A 20,221-nucleotide genomic window follows, 5' to 3' on the forward strand; every position below is an offset into this window, starting at 1 on the left:
GTCCAATGAGTATGAATAAAACGAAGTTAATTAAAATCGCCATCATTCTGATTTATTTGTTCAGTCCCATTGATATTTTGCCTGAAGCGGTGCTTGGCCCATTAGGTTTGGTGGATGATGCGGCAGCCATTGCTTTATTGATTCGAATTTTATTGAAAAAATAAAAACTTGAATAAAATCAACCGCACTTTGCTTTTCTCATTCTTGCAAAATCCCGTCAATTTCTCTAAACTACGCGTCGGAAAATTTCTTTCCTCATCATTTCACTTTAAACGCTACCCGTGAGTAGCAAAAGGGACCTCAATCATGACAAACGTCAATCAATATGGCTGGAAAGCCTTGATTGGATCTGCTGTCGGCTACGCGATGGATGGATTCGATCTTCTTATTCTTGGATTTATGCTTAGTGCCATTTCGGCCGATCTTAATTTAACTCCCGCACAATCTGGCTCATTAGTCACTTGGACGCTTGTTGGCGCTGTGGTGGGCGGTATCGTATTTGGCGCATTAAGTGATCGTTACGGGCGTGTCCGTGTGCTGACTTGGACCATCGTCCTCTTCGCCGTATTCACTGGTTTATGTGCAATCGCACAAGGCTACTGGGATTTATTAATTTATCGTACCATTGCAGGCATCGGTTTAGGCGGTGAATTTGGTATCGGTATGGCATTAGCCATTGAAGCTTGGCCAGCCAAACACCGCGCAAAAGCGGCTTCTTATGTGGCATTAGGTTGGCAATTCGGTGTGTTAGCCGCTGCATTACTTACACCGGTATTGCTTCCACATATCGGCTGGCGTGGTATGTTTGTTGTTGGTATCTTCCCGGCATTTGTTGCTTGGTATTTACGAGTTCGTTTACATGAACCTGAAATTTTCTCGCAAAAACAGACCGCACTTTCAACACAAAAAATCTCCAAACTGGAATCTTTCAAACTTTTAGTAAAAGATAAAGCGACCACAAAAGTGAGTCTTGGTGTAGTAGTTTTAACTTCTGTACAAAACTTTGGTTACTACGGCATTATGATTTGGATGCCAAACTTCTTATCTAAACAACTTGGCTTTAGTTTAACGAAATCGGGTTTATGGACGGCAGTCACCGTATGCGGCATGATGGCAGGGATTTGGATTTTTGGTCGTCTCGCCGATAGAATCGGACGTAAACCAAGCTTCTTATTATTCCAACTTGGCGCGGTAATCAGCATTATCACTTACTCTCAATTAACCGACCCAACCGCGATGTTGGTAGCGGGCGCATTCTTAGGGATGTTTGTCAACGGCATGATGGGCGGTTATGGCGCATTAATGGCCGAAGCCTATCCGACAGAAGCACGTGCAACAGCACAAAATGTGTTATTTAACTTAGGTCGTGCCGTAGGTGGTTTTGGGCCGGTTGTTGTAGGCGCAGTTGTTTCAGCATATTCATTTAGTATTGCGATTGCTTTCTTGGCAGTGATTTATGTGATTGACATGGTGGCGACAGTCTTCTTAGTGCCAGAATTAAAAGGCAAAGAATTAAGCTAAGTGCGGTCAAAAACATTCAAGTTTTTGAAAACATCGGTGTCAAAGCCGATGTTTTTTATTTGTGAAAAATCAGCCAATTTTAACCGCACTTTATGCTAAACTATGAGCACTTTTTCCAATGTTGAAGAATTATCGTGTACGCTAAACGTTCAGTTTCTACCCGTATTGCTAAATATTTATTTGTGGTCATTATCTTCATGGGCATTATTAGCTCATTGAGCTTGCTTGTGATGGCTAGTAATAAATCGGATGCGGAAGCGATTAATATTTCCGGTTCTTTGCGTATGCAAAGTTATCGACTATTAACGGAAATGGAACGTTCACCGGATACGGTTGAACAGAATTTAGTGCGTTATCAAGATAGTCTCAACGCTCACGTCTTGCTTACTGTGCAGAATCAGCTTTTTGCCCCTCCAGGGATAAAAGCGTCTTATCAAAAAATTCTACAACGCTGGGCGGTGATGTCTGATTTCGCCCGCGCGCACCAAATTGAAAAATATCATGCTGAACTGAAAAGTTATGTGCAAGATGTGGATGATTTCGTGTTGGAATTACAACGTTTTGCTGAAAAGAAATGGATTATTGCGGTTTCGGTGCTGTGTATTTCGATGTTGCTTATTTTAGCCATGGTGTCTTATGTCATTTGGTATATGAAGCGTGAAGTGGTGAAGCCGCTAGAGCTGATGACCAAAGCCAGTATGCAAGTACAAATGGGCCAGTTTAATCATATTCCGCTAGATACCGCGAGCAATAATGAACTGGGGGTTTTAGCGAAAGTGTTTACGCAAATGTCCTCAGAATTAGGGCGGCTTTACTCACGTTTAGAAGATGCCGTTAATGAGAAAACCCAAAAGTTGCGTCAAACGAACCGCTCTTTAACCACATTGTATCAAAGTTCACAGTTACTTACGCCCACGAAGATTAATGATAAAATTCTCAGCCAAGTGCTCAATCATATTCGTGTTAGCGAACATTTACGCTACATTGAGTTAGAAATTTTCGGCTCAGAACATTGGGAAATTTCTTTTGGTCAAAAAGATCCTAAACAATCACTTCAAGTTGAAGAACTTTCTATTGAAAATGAAAACTTGGCGGTGCTCTCGTGGCAAGCCGGTTTGCCTTGTCCTGATCCACGCATGATGAAAAACTTAGGGCAAATGGTGGCAAAAGCGTTGTATTCACACAAAACGCAACGCCAGCAAGAGCAACTCTTATTGATGGAAGAGCGGTCAATTATTGCGAGAGAATTACATGACTCATTGGCGCAAGTGCTGTCTTTCTTACAAATTCAATTAACGCTATTAAAGCATAATTTGAAGAAAGAAGACGAGGAATCAAAAGAGAAAAGCATTGCGATTATTAGAGAATTTGAACAAGCTTTATCAGATGGTTATTCTCAATTACGAGAATTATTAGCGACCTTCCGTTTAACGGTACAAGAAGCCAACCTACAGGTTGCTTTGGAGCAAGTTATCGAAAGCTTGCGTTCGCAAACGAAGATGCAAATGACTGTGGACTGCAGTTTGCCATCGCAAAGTTTAAATCCACAAGAATTAGTGCACGTTCTGCAAATTGTGCGTGAAGCAACGTTGAATGCGATTAAACACTCAAAAGGCACGCTGATTGAAGTGAAAGCCCATATTAATGCCGAGGGGGAATACGAAATTCTTGTGCAAGATAATGGCGTGGGGATTCCAACGTTAGACGAGCCAGAAGGGCATTATGGTTTAAATATTATGACTGAACGCAGTCGCCAATTAAATGCTCAGCTTACAATTTCAAAAAGGGAGCAAGGTGGTACGATGGTTAAAATCACGCTTCCTCACACGTTTTTTTAAGGAAAGTTAATGCAAAGTTTACAACCGTTTCACACCTTCAATATTCCGGCAAATGCACGTGAAATCATTGAAGCTACATCGATTGAACAAATCCAACAAGCTTGGCAAAAAGCGCAAGCTGAAAATCTCCCTGTCTTATTTTTAGGTCAAGGCAGCAATATGCTGTTTTTAGAAGATTTTCAAGGGATGGTGATTATTAATCGTTTATCGGGTATTCAGCATACAGAAGATAGCGATTACCATTATTTGCATGTTAATGGTGGTGAAAATTGGCACCAGTTGGTGGAGTGGTCGCTTTCACAAGGCATTAATGGTTTAGAAAACCTTGCACTCATTCCAGGCTGTGCTGGTTCAGCACCGATTCAAAATATTGGTGCGTATGGCGTAGAGTTTAAAGATGTGTGCGATTATGTAGATGTGCTAAATCTCAACACAGGCGAACAATTCCGCTTACAGGCGACCGAATGTGAATTCGGTTATCGTGAAAGTATTTTTAAACATCGCTATGCGCAAGGTTATGTGATTACGGCAGTGGGATTGAAATTAGCCAAAAATTGGCAACCGATTTTAAAATATGGCTCATTAGTGAATTTTGATCCTCAAACCGTGACGGCAAAACAAGTGTTTGATGAAGTGTGCCATATTCGCCGCAGCAAATTGCCTGATCCAAAAGAGTTTGGTAATGCCGGCAGTTTCTTCAAAAATCCAGTGGTAAGTGTAGAACAATTTGCGAAAATCCAAAAACAGGTCGAAAATCTACCGCACTTTCCACAACCGGATGGCTCTGTGAAACTTGCTGCGGGTTGGTTAATCGATCAATGCCATTTAAAAGGTTTTCAAATCGGTGGTGCAGCTGTTCATCAACAACAAGCGTTAGTGCTGGTTAATAAAGGTCATGCTACGGGACAGGATGTTGTGAAGCTTGCGCATCATATCCGTCAAACCGTGGCAGATAAATTTGGTGTGTATTTACAGCCAGAGGTACGCTTTATGGGCGCAAATGGCGAAGTGAATTCAGAGCAAGCCATCAGTTAATTTATAGAGGAAAGCAATCATGAACTTTAAAGACATTTTAGAGACTTTACCAAGCATTGATCATCTAACAGGTTTAGACGTATTAAACGGTGAAACAGTGATTCATCATATTCCCGCTGCGCCAGGTAAGCTTGGCTCGCTCCGTCTTTATAATGCCTTAGCAGAAAAATTTAATGGGAAATTAGACCGCACTTCTGCGCAGCAAGGCATTGAATGGTTTGCCGAACATGTTGAAGATGCGAAACAAAACCCTGGAAAACATCCCAATATTGACTTATTGTTTAAAGTGGTGGCGGAAGATGTGGTTTATTCGCTTGTACTATTAAAATAATTTGAAAATTTTTAGTGATTAATCTGAACTTTCAATCGTTAAAAACTGTCAAATAAAACAAATTGAGGTATAATGACAATAGTTGTTATACAATAACAAATAAGTAATGAGTCGGGGCGTTGCTCCGCATGCTGTGAGGAGAAGAATGAATAAAGAAACTCAAATGATGTTAGTACCTCAAGGTAGCATCGAAGGTTATATTCGAGCAGCAAACGAATATCCGATGCTAACTGCAGAGGAAGAAAAAAGCTTAGCAGAACGTTTGTATTATGACGGTGATATTGAAGCAGCGAAAAAATTAGTTTTATCACACTTACGTTTTGTTATTCATGTTGCACGTGGTTATTCAGGTTATGGATTACCACAAGCAGATTTAATTCAAGAAGGTAACATCGGATTAATGAAAGCGGTAAAACGTTTTAATCCGGAAGTGGGTGTTCGCCTTGTATCTTTTGCGGTGCATTGGATCAAAGCAGAAATTCATGAATATGTCCTTCGTAACTGGCGTATTGTGAAAGTCGCGACCACAAAAGCGCAACGTAAATTGTTCTTTAACCTACGTAAAACGAAACAACGTTTAGGTTGGTTCAATGAAAACGAAGTGGATATGGTGGCAAATGAGCTTGGCGTATCAAAAGAAGATGTCATCGAAATGGAATCTCGTATGACAGGGGCTGATGTGGGCTTTGATTTGCCAACAGACGATGATGATGAAGCTTATGTACCTTCTTTATATTTAGAAGATAAAAGCTCAAACTTTGCGGCAGAACTTGAAAGTGAAAACTTTGAAGAACAAGCGACAGAAAAATTAGGTACAGCCTTAGCAAATCTTGATGAACGTAGCCAAGAGATTATCAAAGCACGTTGGTTAGATGATGAAAAAGCGACCCTTCACGATCTTGCAGCAAAATATAATGTGTCTGCAGAACGTATTCGTCAGCTTGAAGCAAACGCATTGAAAAAACTTAAAAGTGCGGTTGATTTCTAAGCCGTTTTGATAAAAAGAAAACCTGTCGATTATCGACAGGTTTTTTTATTTATTTTTTTTTGGATTTTCCCCACATTTTATCTTCTTGGCCTCGCCATAAGCGCTGAATATTGTCGTGGTGGCGATAAATCAGCAAGCAGCAAACTAAGGCAACGGGGAAGGTAAATTCCGGTTTAAGCCACCAAACATAAAATGGCACAAGAAGCGCCGTGATCACTGCACTTAATGAGGAATATCGACTAATTAAGAAAACTAACAACCACGTCCCTAACGTTGAACCCGCTACGCCCCAAGAGATGGGCGCAATGGCACCGAATGCGGTCGCGACACCTTTCCCGCCTTTAAACTGAAAGAAAATAGGGAAGATGTGCCCCAAGCAAGCCCCTAATGCAACCATGCCTAATTCAAATTGCGTGAGCCCTAAATAATAACCCGCCCAAACCGGTAACATCCCTTTTAAAATATCGCAAATTAATACTGCAAGCGCCGCCCAACGTCCGCCAATACGCAATACATTGGTCGCACCAGGGTTATGAGATCCGTTTTTTCGTGGGTCAGGCAAGCCTGCAACTTTACAAATCAAAATTGCACTGGAAATCGAACCCAGTAAATAAGCAAAAATCATATAAAAAAGGGCAAATAGGCTCATTTCGTGCTCCACAATCTTGATTGTATTTGAAAAACTTGTTCGTTATTTTAACCAAACTTGATAGCATAAGCCCACTATATTTTTACAGGAATGAGAGATGGATCGTATTTTTATTGAAGAATTAGTGGTCTTCGCACAAATCGGTGTGTATGACTGGGAGCAACAAATCAAACAAAAGCTCGTTTTTGATTTGGAAATGGCATGGGATTGTCAAAAAGCTGCCGAAACGGATGATGTGCAATACTGTCTCAATTATGCCGAAGTAAGCCAATTTATTTTAGATTATGTCCAAGCGAAGCCATTTTTATTGATTGAGCGCGTGGCTTATGAAGTAGCAGATCAATTACAACAATGTTTTGGGATTTCATGGTTACGCCTCAAATTAAGCAAACCCAAAGCGGTTGCTCAAGCAAATAATGTCGGAATTATTGTAGAACGAGGCGAGTTGAAATAATCGCTGAAAATTGACCGCACTTTGTTAATCTCAAAACAAAGTGCGGTTCATTTTTTAGATGTTTTTAAGCGCCAAACGGAATGTGCCAATCCCACTTTTTAATACTAGCATGCTTAATATCATACTTGCCAATGGGTCAACCCATAACCATCCCAGAAAATAAGCGCTTAGCCCCGAAAGAATGGCAATAATGGAACCGAATAAATCGGTGAGTACATGTAGATACGCCGCTTTGATATTGAGATTATCATGATCGCTGTTCAACATCATCTTTGCAACGAAAAGATTCACCAATAATCCCAGAGATGCCACGCCAAGCATTGGTAATGCCATCATCTCGATGGGATTTTGCCAGCGTTGAATGGCTTCAACTAAAATCATCAATGCCACAACAATCAATGAGCCGCTATTAAGTAAGGCAATATATCGTTGTTTTTGAGTAGATAGAAACAACGCTAGCAAGGCTAAAAATAACGATAAACTATCATTTGCCATGTGTCCTGCATCAGCCATGAGCGCTAAACTGTTAAACCAGTAGCCACCAATAAATTCGACAACCATAAAGCCCGTAATGATGGCAAAACTAAGCGCTAAGATTTTTTTATCCTGTGGAATATGCTCATGAGATGAATGATCATGATGTTCATGAGAATGATAGTCGGACATACTGCTCCTCATTGTGTCTTTGATTAACTTGGGATAAAGTATAAAGTCCGTAGTAACTACAAGGTCAAGGCTTAATTTTAACAAGATGAAGATTCATGAACTCAGTAAACAAAGCGGTATTCATTTAGAAACCATTCGCTATTATGAAAAAATGGGGTTAATGCCGGAGCCTAAACGTCTGGCAAACGGTTATCGAGATTATGATGAAGCCAGTTTGAAGCAATTAAAATTTATAAAAACCTGCCGAGCGTTAGATTTCAGCTTGGCGGAAATTAAATATTTTAATGCGTTGAAAACACAGCAATCTCAACATTGCGAAGTGGATAGTATGTTGGCGAAGCATTTGGTTTCAGTTGAAGAAAAAATTGCCGAACTGACTGAAATTAAACATTTTCTACAAAGTTTAATTACCGAAGATGATCATCAAGCTGCAGATTGTAAAGCCATGGCACAATTAAAAGCCTATTAAGTGCGGTCTAAAAAATATCAAAAATCCGCACGTGGATGTGCGGATTAGTCATTATTCAGGATCATCTGTAAACGCATTATTTCGGAATATCGGCACAAAGGTTGCAAGATACAGCACAAACACAATAGCAATTAAAAGAGCCGGAATCGTGATAAAAAACAGCTCGTCCACATACATTAAACAAGCTCGGGAAAGTGCTGCCGTAAAAAGACAAAGCACAGCAAGGCGACAGAGTTTTGGGTAATCCAGTTTCGTAAAGCCACTATGCCATAATCCCGCGGTGAGCCAAATCATCATCATGCTGCCGAGAATCCCGCCGAGTGTTACCATGTGTAATGGATCAGCAGTCGGTTCATCAATTAATTTATTGATGCCAATCCACAAATAGCCAATCGCGGCAAACAGTTGAAGGAAATAATAAGTACGTATGTAATGTTTGCGTAGCAGTTCGTGATGATGTAATTCGCGTAACTTGGCAAGCAAGATAAAGCCAACGGCAAAAGCAGTAAAAGTGGCTGTTTGCGCAGGCAACCAAAGCTCTGCTGCGGTATGGAGCAGCAAGAATGTAATTGCGATATTTTTATACACGACATTTGGGATAAATACAGGATTTTTTAAGGTGCTTTCTTTTAGCGCCTCTGCGCCTAATAGAATGCTGACTCGAATTGATACAAACATCACTGCCGCCATATTCAAATGCACCTGTGCCCGCAATAATTTCAGGCTATCAGTCATGGCGTAAGCCGTCTGACAAACCGTAAATGCGGCAAGTAATATCAGTAAAGTAAAATTGTCGGTATTGCGATCCAACCAAAACAGCCAAGCACAAAAGAGTAACAGTGCGAGCCAATAAGCTGCCACTAAAAACGAGGCAGTTTGCGGGGAGAATGGCAATAACACCAATCCCGCAAGTAAGAGTACCGCTAAAATCGTCGCAATAGGTTTTAAATTACCTTTGTAATTTGTCCACTCAAGCATGGAAGCCGTCAGAAAGCCGCCGTATGCCGCGGGCAGCATAAATTCTAAGAAAATTTTGCGGTGTAGGATGAGATCATCGGGGTTGATGAAAAAGCTCAAGGCACCAATAATCGCAAGAATGGCTGCACCAACAAAAAAGGGTCGCATCGGATGGGTAAAGAAATTATTCATAATAATGGATTCCTTGAAATTCGCGTGCGACTACGGTTTCTTCAAAGGCTGAATTGCGTTCGGATAATGGCGTTGGCAAGGTAATCACATTTTGCACATCCATCCCTTTTGGAGAAAGCTGCATAATCTCTCGGCTTAATCGAGCTGCTTCAAAACGATCGTGCGTCACTAAAATACAGGCCATGCCTTGTTGCTCAATTTTTTCCACTAACATAGTGGCTAAAATATCACGTAAATCGCGATCCAAACCGACAAAAGGTTCATCCAATAAGGCTAAATCACAGCCACATAGCAATAGACGCAAAAATGCCACGCGTTTTGCCATACCGCCCGATAATTCGGTCGGGTATTTATTCAAATCACCCGAAGAAAGCCCAATCTTTTCTGCCAGCGCAATGATTTCATATTCATTTGGTTCATCCATAAAAATGGCGATATTCTGCATAGCCGTGAGATTTTCTAATAGACGATTTTCTTGGAACAGAAAGCCTGTTTTACGAAATGTATTATTGATTTCGCCCGATTTTGGCGTTTCCAAACCTGAAATTAAACGTAGCACAGTGGTTTTGCCACAACCGCTTGGACCGAATAACGTTTTCACTTCGCCCGGTTGTAAATCCATACTGAAATCGCGAACGATGGGATCGCGGAGAATTTCAAAACGCACATTCTTTAAACTCAGCATTATCTTCTCCACGGCATAAACAGGATTTCCAATGGCTTGGTAATCAAATATTCAAAGAGGGAAACAAACACAATCACCAACAGCACATAAGCCATGACCGTTGATGTATCTAACATGGCTCTGGCATCGGCAATTTTCGCGCCTACACCCTCATTGGCGCCTAAAAGCTCAGCCATAATCACGACTTTCACGCCCATAGCCACCGCGACGCCAATGCTGGAAATCACATAGCCCGTGAGATGGGGAACATACAAATAGCGGATTTTTTTCCACAATCCGAGTTTGTACGCATCAAACAATTCTTCATGTTGTTTGTTTACACTTGCCATGCCCATGGCGGCACTGGCAAAGGTCAGCGGGGCGACTAATACGATAATGGTAAATAGCACGCTAGGATTGCCAAAGCCAAACCAAAATAATGCCATCACGACCCAAATAATTGGCGGCATGGCTAACAAAATCGTAATGATGGGTTTAAGCAATGCCATAGCGGTTTTAAAGCTGCCCGCAATCAGCCCAGCGGCTAAGCCTGCGACTAATGCAATGGTAATGCCTACCACGGAACGCCATAACGAAATGCCGATTTCGTTTTGTTGGAAATGGTCAAGCAGCTCAAGGGCTTTTTGAAAAACATCCGCGGGAGCAGGCAGCATAAATTCACCAAATACTGCGCTGCCCCAAGCCCACAAGGCAACCACCATCATCGCCACACTCAAGCCAGTAAAGCCGCTCCAGAGATAGTCGATGATGTACAACAGAACAGGTTGTGGTTTACGGATTTTGTCAGTTTTAATCATGTGTTGTGATTCAGTTTCAAATTAAGCCAAGAAGAATTTATCATCTGGCAATTTACCACCTAATAGTTTTGGATTGAACGCCATCAAGGTTTCATAGAATTGCATGATTTCATTCTTCAGTTCACTGGCTTTGGTCACCGTTAAGCGCGCACCGTCTAAGCCCATTTCAATAGCGGCTTCTGGAGCAGGAAGATAATTAGCGCCAATTTCAGCCGCACTTTTGCGGTTCGCCATAATCCAATTTAATGCATCACTTAAATCTTGGTGAAGTAGATCAAACTCCACCTTGTGTGCGTGGAAGTATTCTTCATTGGCAATAATGCCTGCCATTGGAATAAGCGGTTTTGTATTAAATGCTTGTCCCCATTCTTTCACTAAATCGAAGCCACGTACAATCTCTGTACCAACAATTTTAGCTTTCTGCACAACGGCGCTCGCCATCGGTTCTGGCAGAATGGCAGCATGGAAATCTTTCAGTAAGAACAAGCCAATTGCTTCGGTTGGTGTGGCGGCATAAGTGATCTCTACTTTATTGATATCAATATTCAGTTTTTTTAGTAAAGCTTGCAATACGATGTCAGGCATATCGTTTTTAAATGGTACAAGGATTTTTTTACCCACCAATTCTTGCGGTGAAGTGATAGGCGTACTTTTACACATTAACTGCGTAATGCCATTGGTAAGAATATTTACTATGCCAACTTGTTGCCCTTGATTACGTAAATTCACGCCCACATTACTTGGGCTCATCATCACTTTAAATTGCCCACTTGCTACACCCGCACGCAATTGATCTGGCGAACGCCAAATCTCTAATGCGACATCCGCTTGTTTGGCTAATTTACCTTGTGCTGCTGCCACTGCAATGGTCACACTTGGCATCGCTGGTGCACCATAAATGGTAAATTGTTCTTTTGTTGCCGCAAAGAGAGAAGGCGACATGCCCGCTGCCGTAAGTGCTGCGCTCATTCTTAAAAAATCACGTCTATTCATTGCCATGGTTATCTCCTTATTGAATCAGGGCTAATACCTGTATTTTGATAATAGTTTTTATTCATTATCTTACTCGCCGTGACTAAAGTAAAGAAAGACAAAAGTGCGGTTGGATTTTTAGGCGTTTTTTAATTTCTTTTAAATTTTGACCGCACTTTCAGCGAGTGTTATTACTAATAGCGAGAGAGGATTATTGTACGAATGTCGTGTCATGTTTTACGTGGTATGATTAGATTGAAAGATATCTCAAAGGTTAGTCAAAAAATGAAAATACAGAATGTGTTACTCACCGGTGTTTTAATGTATTCCTCTTTCGCGCTAAGCGCCGATACCCAAACGCAACTTGTGACGAAAGAACAAGCCTTACAGCTGGCCGAAAATTATGTAATACAGCATTATGGAAATCAAACGGCTCAAGCACAAAAGCCATATCAGATTAAAAGAGAGGGAGAGTATTGGATTGTTACTGGAAATCCACCCAAAGTTCTGGGCGGCAATTTTCTTGTGGTGTTGGGTGAGAAAGGAAAATTAGAAAAAATCACCCATACCAAGTAGAAAGATTTTTACGATATTAGCCCTAAAACAGATCATTTTTTATACAAAAATTTACATATCTTTAAGTTTTTTGTAAAAAAATCCAGAAATCTTTACATATATTTACATAACTCAAGTTTTACCTTAATTAATTGTAATTTTAAGTAAATCCTTTTTATTGTGCTTTCTTTTTGTACAGAGTTCGCTTAAAATGAGCTGTTCCGACCAGAAAGGAAGGGGGAACTGTGGTCAAAATTTGTGGTCGTCGCCTTTCTGACGTTGAATTTTTCGGCGCTGTTGCATGAGTGACAGCTTCTTAATCATCCTAATAAAAGGAATAATTTTATATGAACAAAGTGTTTAAAGTTATTTGGAATCATGCGACACAAACGTGGACAGCTGTTTCTGAACTTGGGCATGCTAAGGGTAAAACCAAATCTAAAAAAATCGTGAAATTAACCGCACTTGCAGGTGCTGTTGTAACTGCATTAGGTGTTTCGCAAGCGGCTCAGGCTGGAGTAGATCTTGGAAATTCTGCAGTTAATATTTCTCCAAATGCTTATAATGGTTCGAACAGAGTTGGTGTGAATTCTATTGTTGTAGGTTATCAAAACACTACTGATGGTAACGACGGTACAACTGCTTTAGGTGCTCATAACGAAGCAAAAGGAAATTCTGCTTTAGCAATAGGTAATCAGAACAGGGCAACTGCTGGTGCATCAACTGCAATAGGGGTGGGTTCTACAGCAAGTGGTGAAGCCTCTGTTGCTATCGGTAACGTAGCCCAAGCAACTCAAATTCGTGCAACAGCTGTAGGTAACCGTGCAACTGCGACTCAAGATTCTGCAAGTGCATACGGTAACCGTGCAAATGCTGATGCTCAATTTGCAACCGCTATCGGTGATAATTCTCATGCAAGTGCTGCGGCTGTTGCTGTAGGTTCTCACGCAGATGCTTCACATCAAGATTCTATCGCTATTGGTCATAACGCTCATGGTGCTTGGACCAATGCTATTGCTGTCGGTAAAGATTCTGTAGCAAGCCAAGACCATGCAATTGCAACTGGTACTAGTGCAAATGCGTCTGGTGTTCAATCAGTTGGTGTGGGTTCTTATACTAAAGCGGCAGGTAATTTAACTGTTGCTGTTGGTCCATACGCTCAGGCAAATAAAGAAGCGGCTATCGCTGTGGGTTCTAATGCGACCGCAACTGAAACTAACTCTGTTGCTGTAGGTCAAACTGCGACTGCATCTAAAAATAATGCAATTGCTATCGGTACTAAAACTCAATCTGCTGGCGATAACGCAATTGGTATCGGTGCTTATGCTGAATCAACTGCAGCGCGTGCTACAGCGGTAGGTGTGTTATCACAAGCTAATGGCGCAGGTTCATTCGCAGGTGGTGCATCTGCTCAAGCAACAGGTGAAAACTCTGTGGCGATTGGTGGAGCACAAGATGGTACTTTAGGTAATAAAGCAGGTACTGCGGCTAAAGCAACTGCTGGTAATGCTGTTTCTATCGGTACAAATGCTACAGCATCTATCAAAGATTCAGTTGCATTAGGTTCAAACTCTACTACTTCAAATTTTGTTCCAACCAATACAGCAACTGTTGGTTCTTTAACTTATAGTGGTTTTGCGGGTAACACGAGTGCATTAGGTAATGGAGCGGTTGTATCTGTGGGTACAGCAGGTAGCGAGCGTCAAATTCAAAATGTAGCGGCTGGTCGTATTACTAAAACTTCAACTGATGCGATCAATGGTTCACAGCTTTACACTGTAGCAAACGAGTTAGATGACAAAATTAATAATCATCACTGGGTTGTAAGCGGTAATACCACTGTTAATGCTCAACAACCTAAAGAATCAAATGTTTATCACAAAGATGTCGTTGAATTCCAAAATGGTCAAGGCACGACTGCAACAGTGGTAAATACTCCTGCTTCGAAGAATAGCGTAGGACAGACTGTTCCTGGAAAAACGATTGTTAAATATAACGCAAATATCGTAGCTGGAAATAACACAACAGTTGAATACAACGCTGATGGCTCAGTTAAAATTAGTGCGAATGTATCTGGCGGTACAGATACTACTGCAGAAGTGATCACCGGTTCTCCAAATGCATTAACTGTAACGAATTCAACAGCAAATAATGTAACAACTTACAATGTAAGTGTAAAAACAGGTGATATTTCTACTACAACTGCAGGTGCGGCTACCTATAAAGATAGTGACAATGCAGGTGGTAATTATGGTTCTCGTTTAACTAACGTAAGTACCGTAACAAATATCGTGAATAATGTTTCATGGCATTTGAATTCTGAAGCGGTATCGGGAACAAGCGGTAAACTTGTTGCTGGTAGTGATACTGAAGCTTCAAATGTTCATGCATCAAACACCGTAAACATTAATGCGGGTGACAACATTGCGATCAAACGTAATGGTAATACCATTGAAATCAGCTCAACCGCTGGTGCGAAAGGTGATACCGGTGCGACTGGTGCTAAAGGTGACACTGGTGCAGCAGGTGCGAAAGGTGATACTGGGGACAAAGGTGAAGACGGTACTAGCTTTAGCGCTGAAGTTGTAAATAATGGTGACGGCACCCATACTATCACTGTTACTAATGAAAGTGATGGTTCAGTGACCACTACTATCGTAAAAGATGGTAAAAACGGTAAAGATGGTGCAACCGGTGCTACAGGTGCAGCAGGTAAAGACGGTAAGAACGCAGAAGCGACAGTTGTAAATAACAACAACGGTACCCACACAGTCACTATCGTAGATGGTAACGGTCAAACCACTTCAACTATCGTGAAAGATGGTGCAACTGGTGCAGCAGGTAAAGACGGTAAGAACGCAGAAGCGACAGTTGTAAATAACAACAACGGTACCCACACAGTCACTATTGTAGACGGTAACGGTCAAACCACTTCAACTGTTGTTAAAGACGGTGCAACTGGTGCGAAAGGTGATACTGGTGCGAAAGGTGATACTGGTGCAGCAGGTAAAGACGGTAAGAACGCAGAAGCGACAGTTGTAAATAACAACAACGGTACCCACACAGTGACTATCGTAGACGGTAACGGTCAAACCACTTCAACTATCGTGAAAGATGGTGCGACTGGTGCCGCAGGTAAAGATGGTAAGAACGCAGAAGCGACAGTTGTAAATAACAACAACGGTACCCACACAGTCACTATCGTAGACGGTAATGGTCAAACCACTTCAACTGTTGTTAAAGACGGTGCAACTGGTGCGAAAGGTGATACTGGTGCGAAAGGTGATACTGGTGCAGCAGGTAAAGACGGTAAGAACGCAGAAGCGACAGTTGTAAATAACAACAACGGTACGCATACTGTGACTATCGTAGACGGTAACGGTCAAACCACTTCAACTATCGTGAAAGATGGTGCAACCGGTGCCGCAGGTAAAGATGGTAAAAATGCTGAAGCTAAAGTTGTAGATAACAACAACGGCACACACACAGTGACTATCGTAGATGGTAACGGTCAAACCACTTCAACTATCGTGAAAGATGGTGCAACCGGTGCGAAAGGTGATACTGGTGCAGCAGGTAAAGACGGTAAGAACGCAGAAGCGACAGTTGTAAATAACAACAACGGTACGCATACTGTGACTATCGTAGACGGTAACGGTCAAACCACTTCAACTATCGTGAAAGATGGTGCGACTGGTGCAGCAGGTAAAGACGGTAAGAACGCAGAAGCGACAGTTGTAAATAACAACAACGGTACGCATACTGTGACTATCGTAGATGGTAACGGTCAAACCACTTCAACTATCGTGAAAGATGGTGCAACCGGTGCCGCAGGTAAAGATGGTAAAAATGCTGAAGCTAAAGTTGTAGATAACAACAACGGCACACACACAGTGACTATCGTAGATGGTAACGGTCAAACCACTTCAACTATCGTGAAAGATGGTGCAACCGGTGCGAAAGGTGATACTGGTGCAGCAGGTAAAGACGGTAAGAACGCAGAAGCGACAGTTGTAAATAACAACAACGGTACGCATACTGTGACTATCGTAGACGGTAACGGTCAAACCACTTCAACTATCGTGAAAGATGGTGCGACTGGTGCAGCAGGTAAAGACGGTAAGAACGCAGAAGCGACAGTTGTAAATAACAACAACGGTACGCATACTGTGACTATCGTAGATGGTAACGGTCAAACCACTTCAACTATCGTGAAAGATGGTGCGACTGGTGCCGCAGGTAAAGATGGTAAGAACGCAGAAGCGACAGTTGTAAATAACAACAACGGTACCCACACAGTCACTATCGTAGACGGTAATGGTCAAACCACTTCAACTGTTGTTAAAGACGGTGCAACTGGTGCGAAAGGTGATACTGGTGCGAAAGGTGATACCGGTGCAGCAGGTAAAAATGCTGAAGCTAAAGTTGTAGATAACAACAACGGTACACACACAGTGACTATCGTAGACGGTAACGGTCAAACCACTTCAACTATCGTGAAAGATGGTGCAACCGGTGCCGCAGGTAAAGATGGTAAAAATGCTGAAGCTAAAGTTGTAGATAACAACAACGGTACACACACAGTGACTATCGTAGACGGTAACGGTCAAACCACTTCAACTATCGTGAAAGATGGTGCAACCGGTGCCGCAGGTAAAGATGGTAAAAATGCGGAAGCTAAAGTTGTAGATAACAACAACGGTACGCACACAGTGACTATCGTAGATGGCAACGGTCAAACTACTTCAACTATCGTTAAAGACGGTGCAACCGGTGCGAAAGGTGATACCGGTGCAGCAGGTAAAAATGCTGAAGCTAAAGTTGTAGATAACAACAATGGTACACATACAGTCACTATCGTAGATGGTAACGGTCAAACCACTTCAACCATCGTTAAAGATGGTGCAACTGGTGCAGCTGGTAAAGACGGTAAAAATGCAGAAGCTAAAGTTGTAGATAACAACAACGGTACACACACTGTCACTATCGTTGATGGTAACGGTCAAACTACTTCAACTATCGTTAAAGACGGTGCAACCGGTGCGAAAGGTGAAAAAGGTGATACTGGTGCAGCAGGTGCGAAAGGTGATACCGGTGAAGCAGGTAAAAATGCTGAAGCTAAAGTTGTAGATAACAACAATGGTACACACACAGTGACTATCGTAGATGGTAACGGTCAAACGACTTCAACTATCGTGAAAGATGGTGCAACCGGTGCCGCAGGTAAAGACGGTAAAAATGCTGAAGCTAAAGTTGTAGATAACAACAACGGTACGCACACAGTGACTATCGTAGATGGTAACGGTCAAACTACTTCAACTATCGTTAAAGACGGTGCAACCGGTGCGAAAGGTGATACTGGTGCGAAAGGTGATACCGGTGCCGCAGGTAAAGATGGTAAAAATGCGGAAGCTAAAGTTGTAGATAACAACAACGGTACGCACACAGTGACTATCGTAGATGGTAACGGTCAAACTACTTCAACTATCGTGAAAGATGGTGCAACCGGTGCAGCAGGTAAGAATGCTGAAGCTAAAGTTGTAGATAACAACAACGGCACACACACTGTCACTATCGTAGATGGTAACGGTCAAACTACTTCAACTATCGTTAAAGACGGTGCAACCGGTGCGAAAGGTGATACTGGTGCGAAAGGTGATACCGGTGCAGCAGGTAAGAATGCTGAAGCTAAAGTTGTAGATAACAACAACGGTACGCACACAGTGACTATCGTAGATGGTAACGGTCAAACTACTTCAACTATCGTGAAAGATGGTGCAACCGGTGCCGCAGGTAAAGATGGTAAAAATGCTGAAGCTAAAGTTGTAGATAACAACAACGGTACGCACACAGTGACTATCGTAGATGGTAACGGTCAAACTACTTCAACTATCGTTAAAGACGGTGCAACTGGTGCGAAAGGTGATACTGGTGCGAAAGGTGATACCGGTGCAGCAGGTAAGAATGCTGAAGCTAAAGTTGTAGATAACAACAATGGTACACACACAGTGACTATCGTAGACGGCAACGGTCAAACTACTTCAACTATCGTGAAAGATGGTGCAACCGGTGCAGCAGGTAAGAATGCTGAAGCTAAAGTTGTAGATAACAACAACGGTACGCACACAGTGACTATCGTAGATGGTAACGGTCAAACTACTTCAACTATCGTTAAAGACGGTGCAACCGGTGCGAAAGGTGACACAGGTGAGAAAGGTGACACTGGTGCGACAGGTGATAAAGGTCAAGACGGTACAAGCGTTACAGGTAACGTTGTAGATAATGGCGATGGCACTCATACAATTACCATTGAAGACTTAGGTACTGGCTCAATTACTACTACTATCGTAAAAGATGGTAAAAACGGTAAAGATGGTGCTACAGGTGCAACTGGTGCAGACGGTAAGAACGCTGAAGCTGATGTTAAAGACAACGGCGACGGTACTCACACTGTAACCATCAAAGATGGTAACGGTAACACCACAACCACTATCGTGAAAGACGGTGCAACTGGAGCTAAAGGTGACACTGGTGCGACAGGTGATAAAGGTCAAGACGGTACAAGCGTTACAGGTAACGTTGTAGATAATGGCGATGGCACTCATACAATTACCATTGAAGACTTAGGTACTGGCTCAATTACTACTACTATCGTAAAAGATGGTAAAAACGGTAAAGATGGTGCTACAGGTGCAACTGGTGCAGACGGTAAGAACGCTGAAGCTAATGTTAAAGACAACGGCAACGGTACTCACACTGTAACCATCAAAGACGGCAACGGTAACACTACAACCACTATCGTGAAAGACGGTGCGACTGGTGCAGATGGTAAGAATGCAGAAGCGGAAGTTAAAGACAACGGCGACGGCACTCATACTGTGACCATTAAAGATGGTAACGGTAAAACTACTACTACTGTTGTTAAAGATGGAGCAACCGGTGCGAAAGGTGATACTGGTGCAGATGGTAAGAATGCAGAAGCGGAAGTTAAAGACAACGGCGACGGTACTCACACTGTAACCATTAAAGATGGTAACGGTAATACCTCAACCACTATCGTGAAAGACGGTGCAACTGGTGCAGATGGTAAGAATGCTGAAGCAGATGTTAAAGACAACGGTGATGGCACTCATACTGTGACCATTAAAGATGGTAACGGTAAAACTACTACTACTATCGTTAAAAACGGTGAAGACGGTAAGAATGCACAAGCTGAAGTGAAAGACAACGGCAACGGTACTCACACAGTCACTATCGTGGATGGTAACGGTAAACAAACTGTAACAACCATTAGAAATGGTAAAGACGGTAGAGACGGTAAAGATGCCGATGGTACATTTGGTTTAGTTGATGAAACTGGTTCAAGCCAAGGTACAATCACGAAGAAACTGAATAACACAATTCAGATTAAAGGTGATGCAGGTACTAAGGTTAAAGTTTACGATAAACAAACCGGTAAAACTGTTGAGAAAGAAGTTCAAAATATCTTCGTTAAGAAAGATGGCGATGCATTAAAAGTAAGTCTGAACCCAGATGTAACTGTTAATAGCGTAACAACAAATGAACTTAAAGCAGGTCCAGTAACCATCAACCAAGACGGTATCGATGCAGGCAACAAGACTATCCAAAATGTTGCTCCAGGTGTTAAAGATACTGATGCTGTAAACGTTTCACAATTACGTAGTAACATCACCAATGTTAACAACCGCATTGATGGTGTACGTAAAGAAGCTCGCGGCGGTATCGCAGGTGCTAACGCAGCAGCAGGTTTACCTCAAGTTTACATCCCAGGTAAATCAATGGTAGCTGCTTCTGCAGGTACTTTCAAAGGTGAAAGCGCTGTAGCAGTAGGTTACTCACGCTCAAGCGATAATGGTAAAGTTATCTTCAAACTTCAAGGTAACGCCAATACCCAAGGCGACGTAGGTGGCTCTGTGGGTGTAGGTTACCAATGGTAATTTAACTTCCATTAAAATAGATAAAAACCCAGCTTCGGCTGGGTTTTTTTATTTGTACCAAATTAAGGATAAAATGAGATAGAATGAACATACAATAATATTTATAAAAAAGCGTTTTGTGATTAATTAGAGAAACTTAAGGATAATGTAACTA

General features: G+C 42.0%; 16 protein-coding genes. 10 read left to right on the plus strand and 6 right to left on the minus strand.

Annotation, left to right across the window (positions count from 1 at the left end; translation table 11 throughout):
• The first annotated feature begins 11 nt into the window (after window positions 1-11).
• The 6 genes from INP94_RS04180 to rpoH all read left to right on the plus strand — a co-directional run bounded on the left by INP94_RS04180 (window position 12) and on the right by rpoH (window position 5,713).
• Window positions 12-164, plus strand: coding sequence for a DUF1232 domain-containing protein (locus INP94_RS04180; protein ID WP_005696968.1), 153 nt, complete (start codon window positions 12-14; stop codon window positions 162-164).
• A gap of 142 nt (window positions 165-306) precedes the next feature.
• Window positions 307-1,521: an MFS transporter gene (locus INP94_RS04185; protein WP_178164388.1), complete on the plus strand. Its 1,215-nt coding sequence runs from the start codon at window positions 307-309 to the stop codon at window positions 1,519-1,521.
• 134 nt (window positions 1,522-1,655) lie between these two features.
• Window positions 1,656-3,359, plus strand: coding sequence for a nitrate/nitrite two-component system sensor histidine kinase NarQ (narQ, locus tag INP94_RS04190; protein ID WP_197544115.1), 1,704 nt, complete (start codon window positions 1,656-1,658; stop codon window positions 3,357-3,359).
• A gap of 9 nt (window positions 3,360-3,368) precedes the next feature.
• Window positions 3,369-4,394, plus strand: coding sequence for a UDP-N-acetylmuramate dehydrogenase (murB, locus tag INP94_RS04195; RefSeq protein WP_197544116.1), 1,026 nt, complete (start codon window positions 3,369-3,371; stop codon window positions 4,392-4,394).
• A 19-nt stretch (window positions 4,395-4,413) separates the two neighbouring features.
• Window positions 4,414-4,725, plus strand: a complete 312-nt coding sequence (locus tag INP94_RS04200; RefSeq protein ID WP_197544117.1) for a DUF2322 family protein — start codon at window positions 4,414-4,416, stop codon at window positions 4,723-4,725.
• A 145-nt stretch (window positions 4,726-4,870) separates the two neighbouring features.
• Complete coding sequence (gene rpoH, locus INP94_RS04205; RefSeq protein ID WP_005697336.1) at window positions 4,871-5,713, plus strand: RNA polymerase sigma factor RpoH; 843 nt, start codon at window positions 4,871-4,873, stop codon at window positions 5,711-5,713.
• Between the two features lie 49 nt (window positions 5,714-5,762).
• On the opposite strand, the gene plsY is transcribed toward rpoH, so the two are convergent.
• Window positions 5,763-6,362, minus strand: a complete 600-nt coding sequence (plsY, locus tag INP94_RS04210; protein ID WP_014064698.1) for a glycerol-3-phosphate 1-O-acyltransferase PlsY — start codon at window positions 6,360-6,362, stop codon at window positions 5,763-5,765.
• A 97-nt stretch (window positions 6,363-6,459) separates the two neighbouring features.
• Between plsY and folB the strand changes: the two genes are divergently transcribed.
• Window positions 6,460-6,816, plus strand: coding sequence for a dihydroneopterin aldolase (folB, locus tag INP94_RS04215; RefSeq protein WP_197544118.1), 357 nt, complete (start codon window positions 6,460-6,462; stop codon window positions 6,814-6,816).
• A 54-nt stretch (window positions 6,817-6,870) separates the two neighbouring features.
• On the opposite strand, the gene INP94_RS04220 is transcribed toward folB, so the two are convergent.
• Window positions 6,871-7,482: a cation diffusion facilitator family transporter gene (locus tag INP94_RS04220; RefSeq protein ID WP_197544119.1), complete on the minus strand. Its 612-nt coding sequence runs from the start codon at window positions 7,480-7,482 to the stop codon at window positions 6,871-6,873.
• Between the two features lie 85 nt (window positions 7,483-7,567).
• Here INP94_RS04220 and INP94_RS04225 point away from each other — a divergent pair, with 85 nt between their 5' ends.
• The gene (locus tag INP94_RS04225; RefSeq protein ID WP_054419001.1) at window positions 7,568-7,951 is read left to right on the plus strand and encodes a MerR family transcriptional regulator; all 384 of its coding nucleotides are present in this window, start codon (window positions 7,568-7,570) and stop codon (window positions 7,949-7,951) included.
• A 51-nt stretch (window positions 7,952-8,002) separates the two neighbouring features.
• Here the strand turns inward: INP94_RS04225 and INP94_RS04230 are convergent, their stop codons facing one another.
• Genes INP94_RS04230 through INP94_RS04245 form a run of 4 tightly spaced genes read right to left on the minus strand, consistent with a single transcriptional unit; the run spans window position 8,003 to window position 11,581 of the window.
• Complete coding sequence (locus INP94_RS04230; RefSeq protein WP_197544120.1) at window positions 8,003-9,100, minus strand: NnrS family protein; 1,098 nt, start codon at window positions 9,098-9,100, stop codon at window positions 8,003-8,005.
• Entirely contained in the window at window positions 9,093-9,785 is a 693-nt protein-coding gene (locus tag INP94_RS04235; RefSeq protein ID WP_197544121.1) for an ATP-binding cassette domain-containing protein, read from the minus strand. Before INP94_RS04235 ends, INP94_RS04230 begins: the two co-directional genes overlap by 8 nt.
• Window positions 9,785-10,582, minus strand: a complete 798-nt coding sequence (locus INP94_RS04240; RefSeq protein ID WP_197544122.1) for an ABC transporter permease — start codon at window positions 10,580-10,582, stop codon at window positions 9,785-9,787. Before INP94_RS04240 ends, INP94_RS04235 begins: the two co-directional genes overlap by 1 nt.
• Before the next feature lie 21 nt (window positions 10,583-10,603).
• Window positions 10,604-11,581 (minus strand): ABC transporter substrate-binding protein, encoded by a 978-nt coding sequence (locus INP94_RS04245; protein WP_197544123.1) that lies wholly within the window; start codon window positions 11,579-11,581, stop codon window positions 10,604-10,606.
• 195 nt (window positions 11,582-11,776) lie between these two features.
• On the opposite strand from INP94_RS04245, the gene INP94_RS04250 reads away from it, so the two are divergent.
• Entirely contained in the window at window positions 11,777-12,130 is a 354-nt protein-coding gene (locus INP94_RS04250) for an NTF2 fold immunity protein (RefSeq protein ID WP_197544124.1), read from the plus strand.
• 326 nt (window positions 12,131-12,456) lie between these two features.
• Window positions 12,457-20,067 carry a collagen-flanked surface repeat-containing protein gene (locus INP94_RS04255; protein WP_197544125.1) on the plus strand — a complete coding sequence of 2,537 codons (7,611 nt, stop codon included), beginning with the start codon at window positions 12,457-12,459 and terminating at the stop codon, window positions 20,065-20,067.
• The last annotated feature ends 154 nt before the right edge of the window (window positions 20,068-20,221 follow it).

This window comes from Haemophilus parainfluenzae (assembly GCF_014931395.1).
Lineage (GTDB): Bacteria > Pseudomonadota > Gammaproteobacteria > Enterobacterales > Pasteurellaceae > Haemophilus_D.

What these genes read in the sequence shown, in the direction of transcription:
- INP94_RS04180 (WP_005696968.1), top strand. Translation starts at nt 12, where the DNA reads ATGAATAAAACGAAGTTAATTAAAATCGCCATCATTCTGATTTATTTG.
- INP94_RS04185 (WP_178164388.1), top strand. Translation starts at nt 307, where the DNA reads ATGACAAACGTCAATCAATATGGCTGGAAAGCCTTGATTGGATCTGCT.
- murB (WP_197544116.1), top strand. Translation starts at nt 3,369, where the DNA reads ATGCAAAGTTTACAACCGTTTCACACCTTCAATATTCCGGCAAATGCA.
- INP94_RS04200 (WP_197544117.1), top strand. Translation starts at nt 4,414, where the DNA reads ATGAACTTTAAAGACATTTTAGAGACTTTACCAAGCATTGATCATCTA.
- rpoH (WP_005697336.1), top strand. Translation starts at nt 4,871, where the DNA reads ATGAATAAAGAAACTCAAATGATGTTAGTACCTCAAGGTAGCATCGAA.
- plsY (WP_014064698.1), bottom strand. Translation starts at nt 6,362, where the DNA reads ATGAGCCTATTTGCCCTTTTTTATATGATTTTTGCTTATTTACTGGGT.
- folB (WP_197544118.1), top strand. Translation starts at nt 6,460, where the DNA reads ATGGATCGTATTTTTATTGAAGAATTAGTGGTCTTCGCACAAATCGGT.
- INP94_RS04220 (WP_197544119.1), bottom strand. Translation starts at nt 7,482, where the DNA reads ATGTCCGACTATCATTCTCATGAACATCATGATCATTCATCTCATGAG.
- INP94_RS04225 (WP_054419001.1), top strand. Translation starts at nt 7,568, where the DNA reads ATGAAGATTCATGAACTCAGTAAACAAAGCGGTATTCATTTAGAAACC.
- INP94_RS04230 (WP_197544120.1), bottom strand. Translation starts at nt 9,100, where the DNA reads ATGAATAATTTCTTTACCCATCCGATGCGACCCTTTTTTGTTGGTGCA.
- INP94_RS04235 (WP_197544121.1), bottom strand. Translation starts at nt 9,785, where the DNA reads ATGCTGAGTTTAAAGAATGTGCGTTTTGAAATTCTCCGCGATCCCATC.
- INP94_RS04240 (WP_197544122.1), bottom strand. Translation starts at nt 10,582, where the DNA reads ATGATTAAAACTGACAAAATCCGTAAACCACAACCTGTTCTGTTGTAC.
- INP94_RS04245 (WP_197544123.1), bottom strand. Translation starts at nt 11,581, where the DNA reads ATGGCAATGAATAGACGTGATTTTTTAAGAATGAGCGCAGCACTTACG.
- INP94_RS04250 (WP_197544124.1), top strand. Translation starts at nt 11,777, where the DNA reads ATGTCGTGTCATGTTTTACGTGGTATGATTAGATTGAAAGATATCTCA.
- INP94_RS04255 (WP_197544125.1), top strand. Translation starts at nt 12,457, where the DNA reads ATGAACAAAGTGTTTAAAGTTATTTGGAATCATGCGACACAAACGTGG.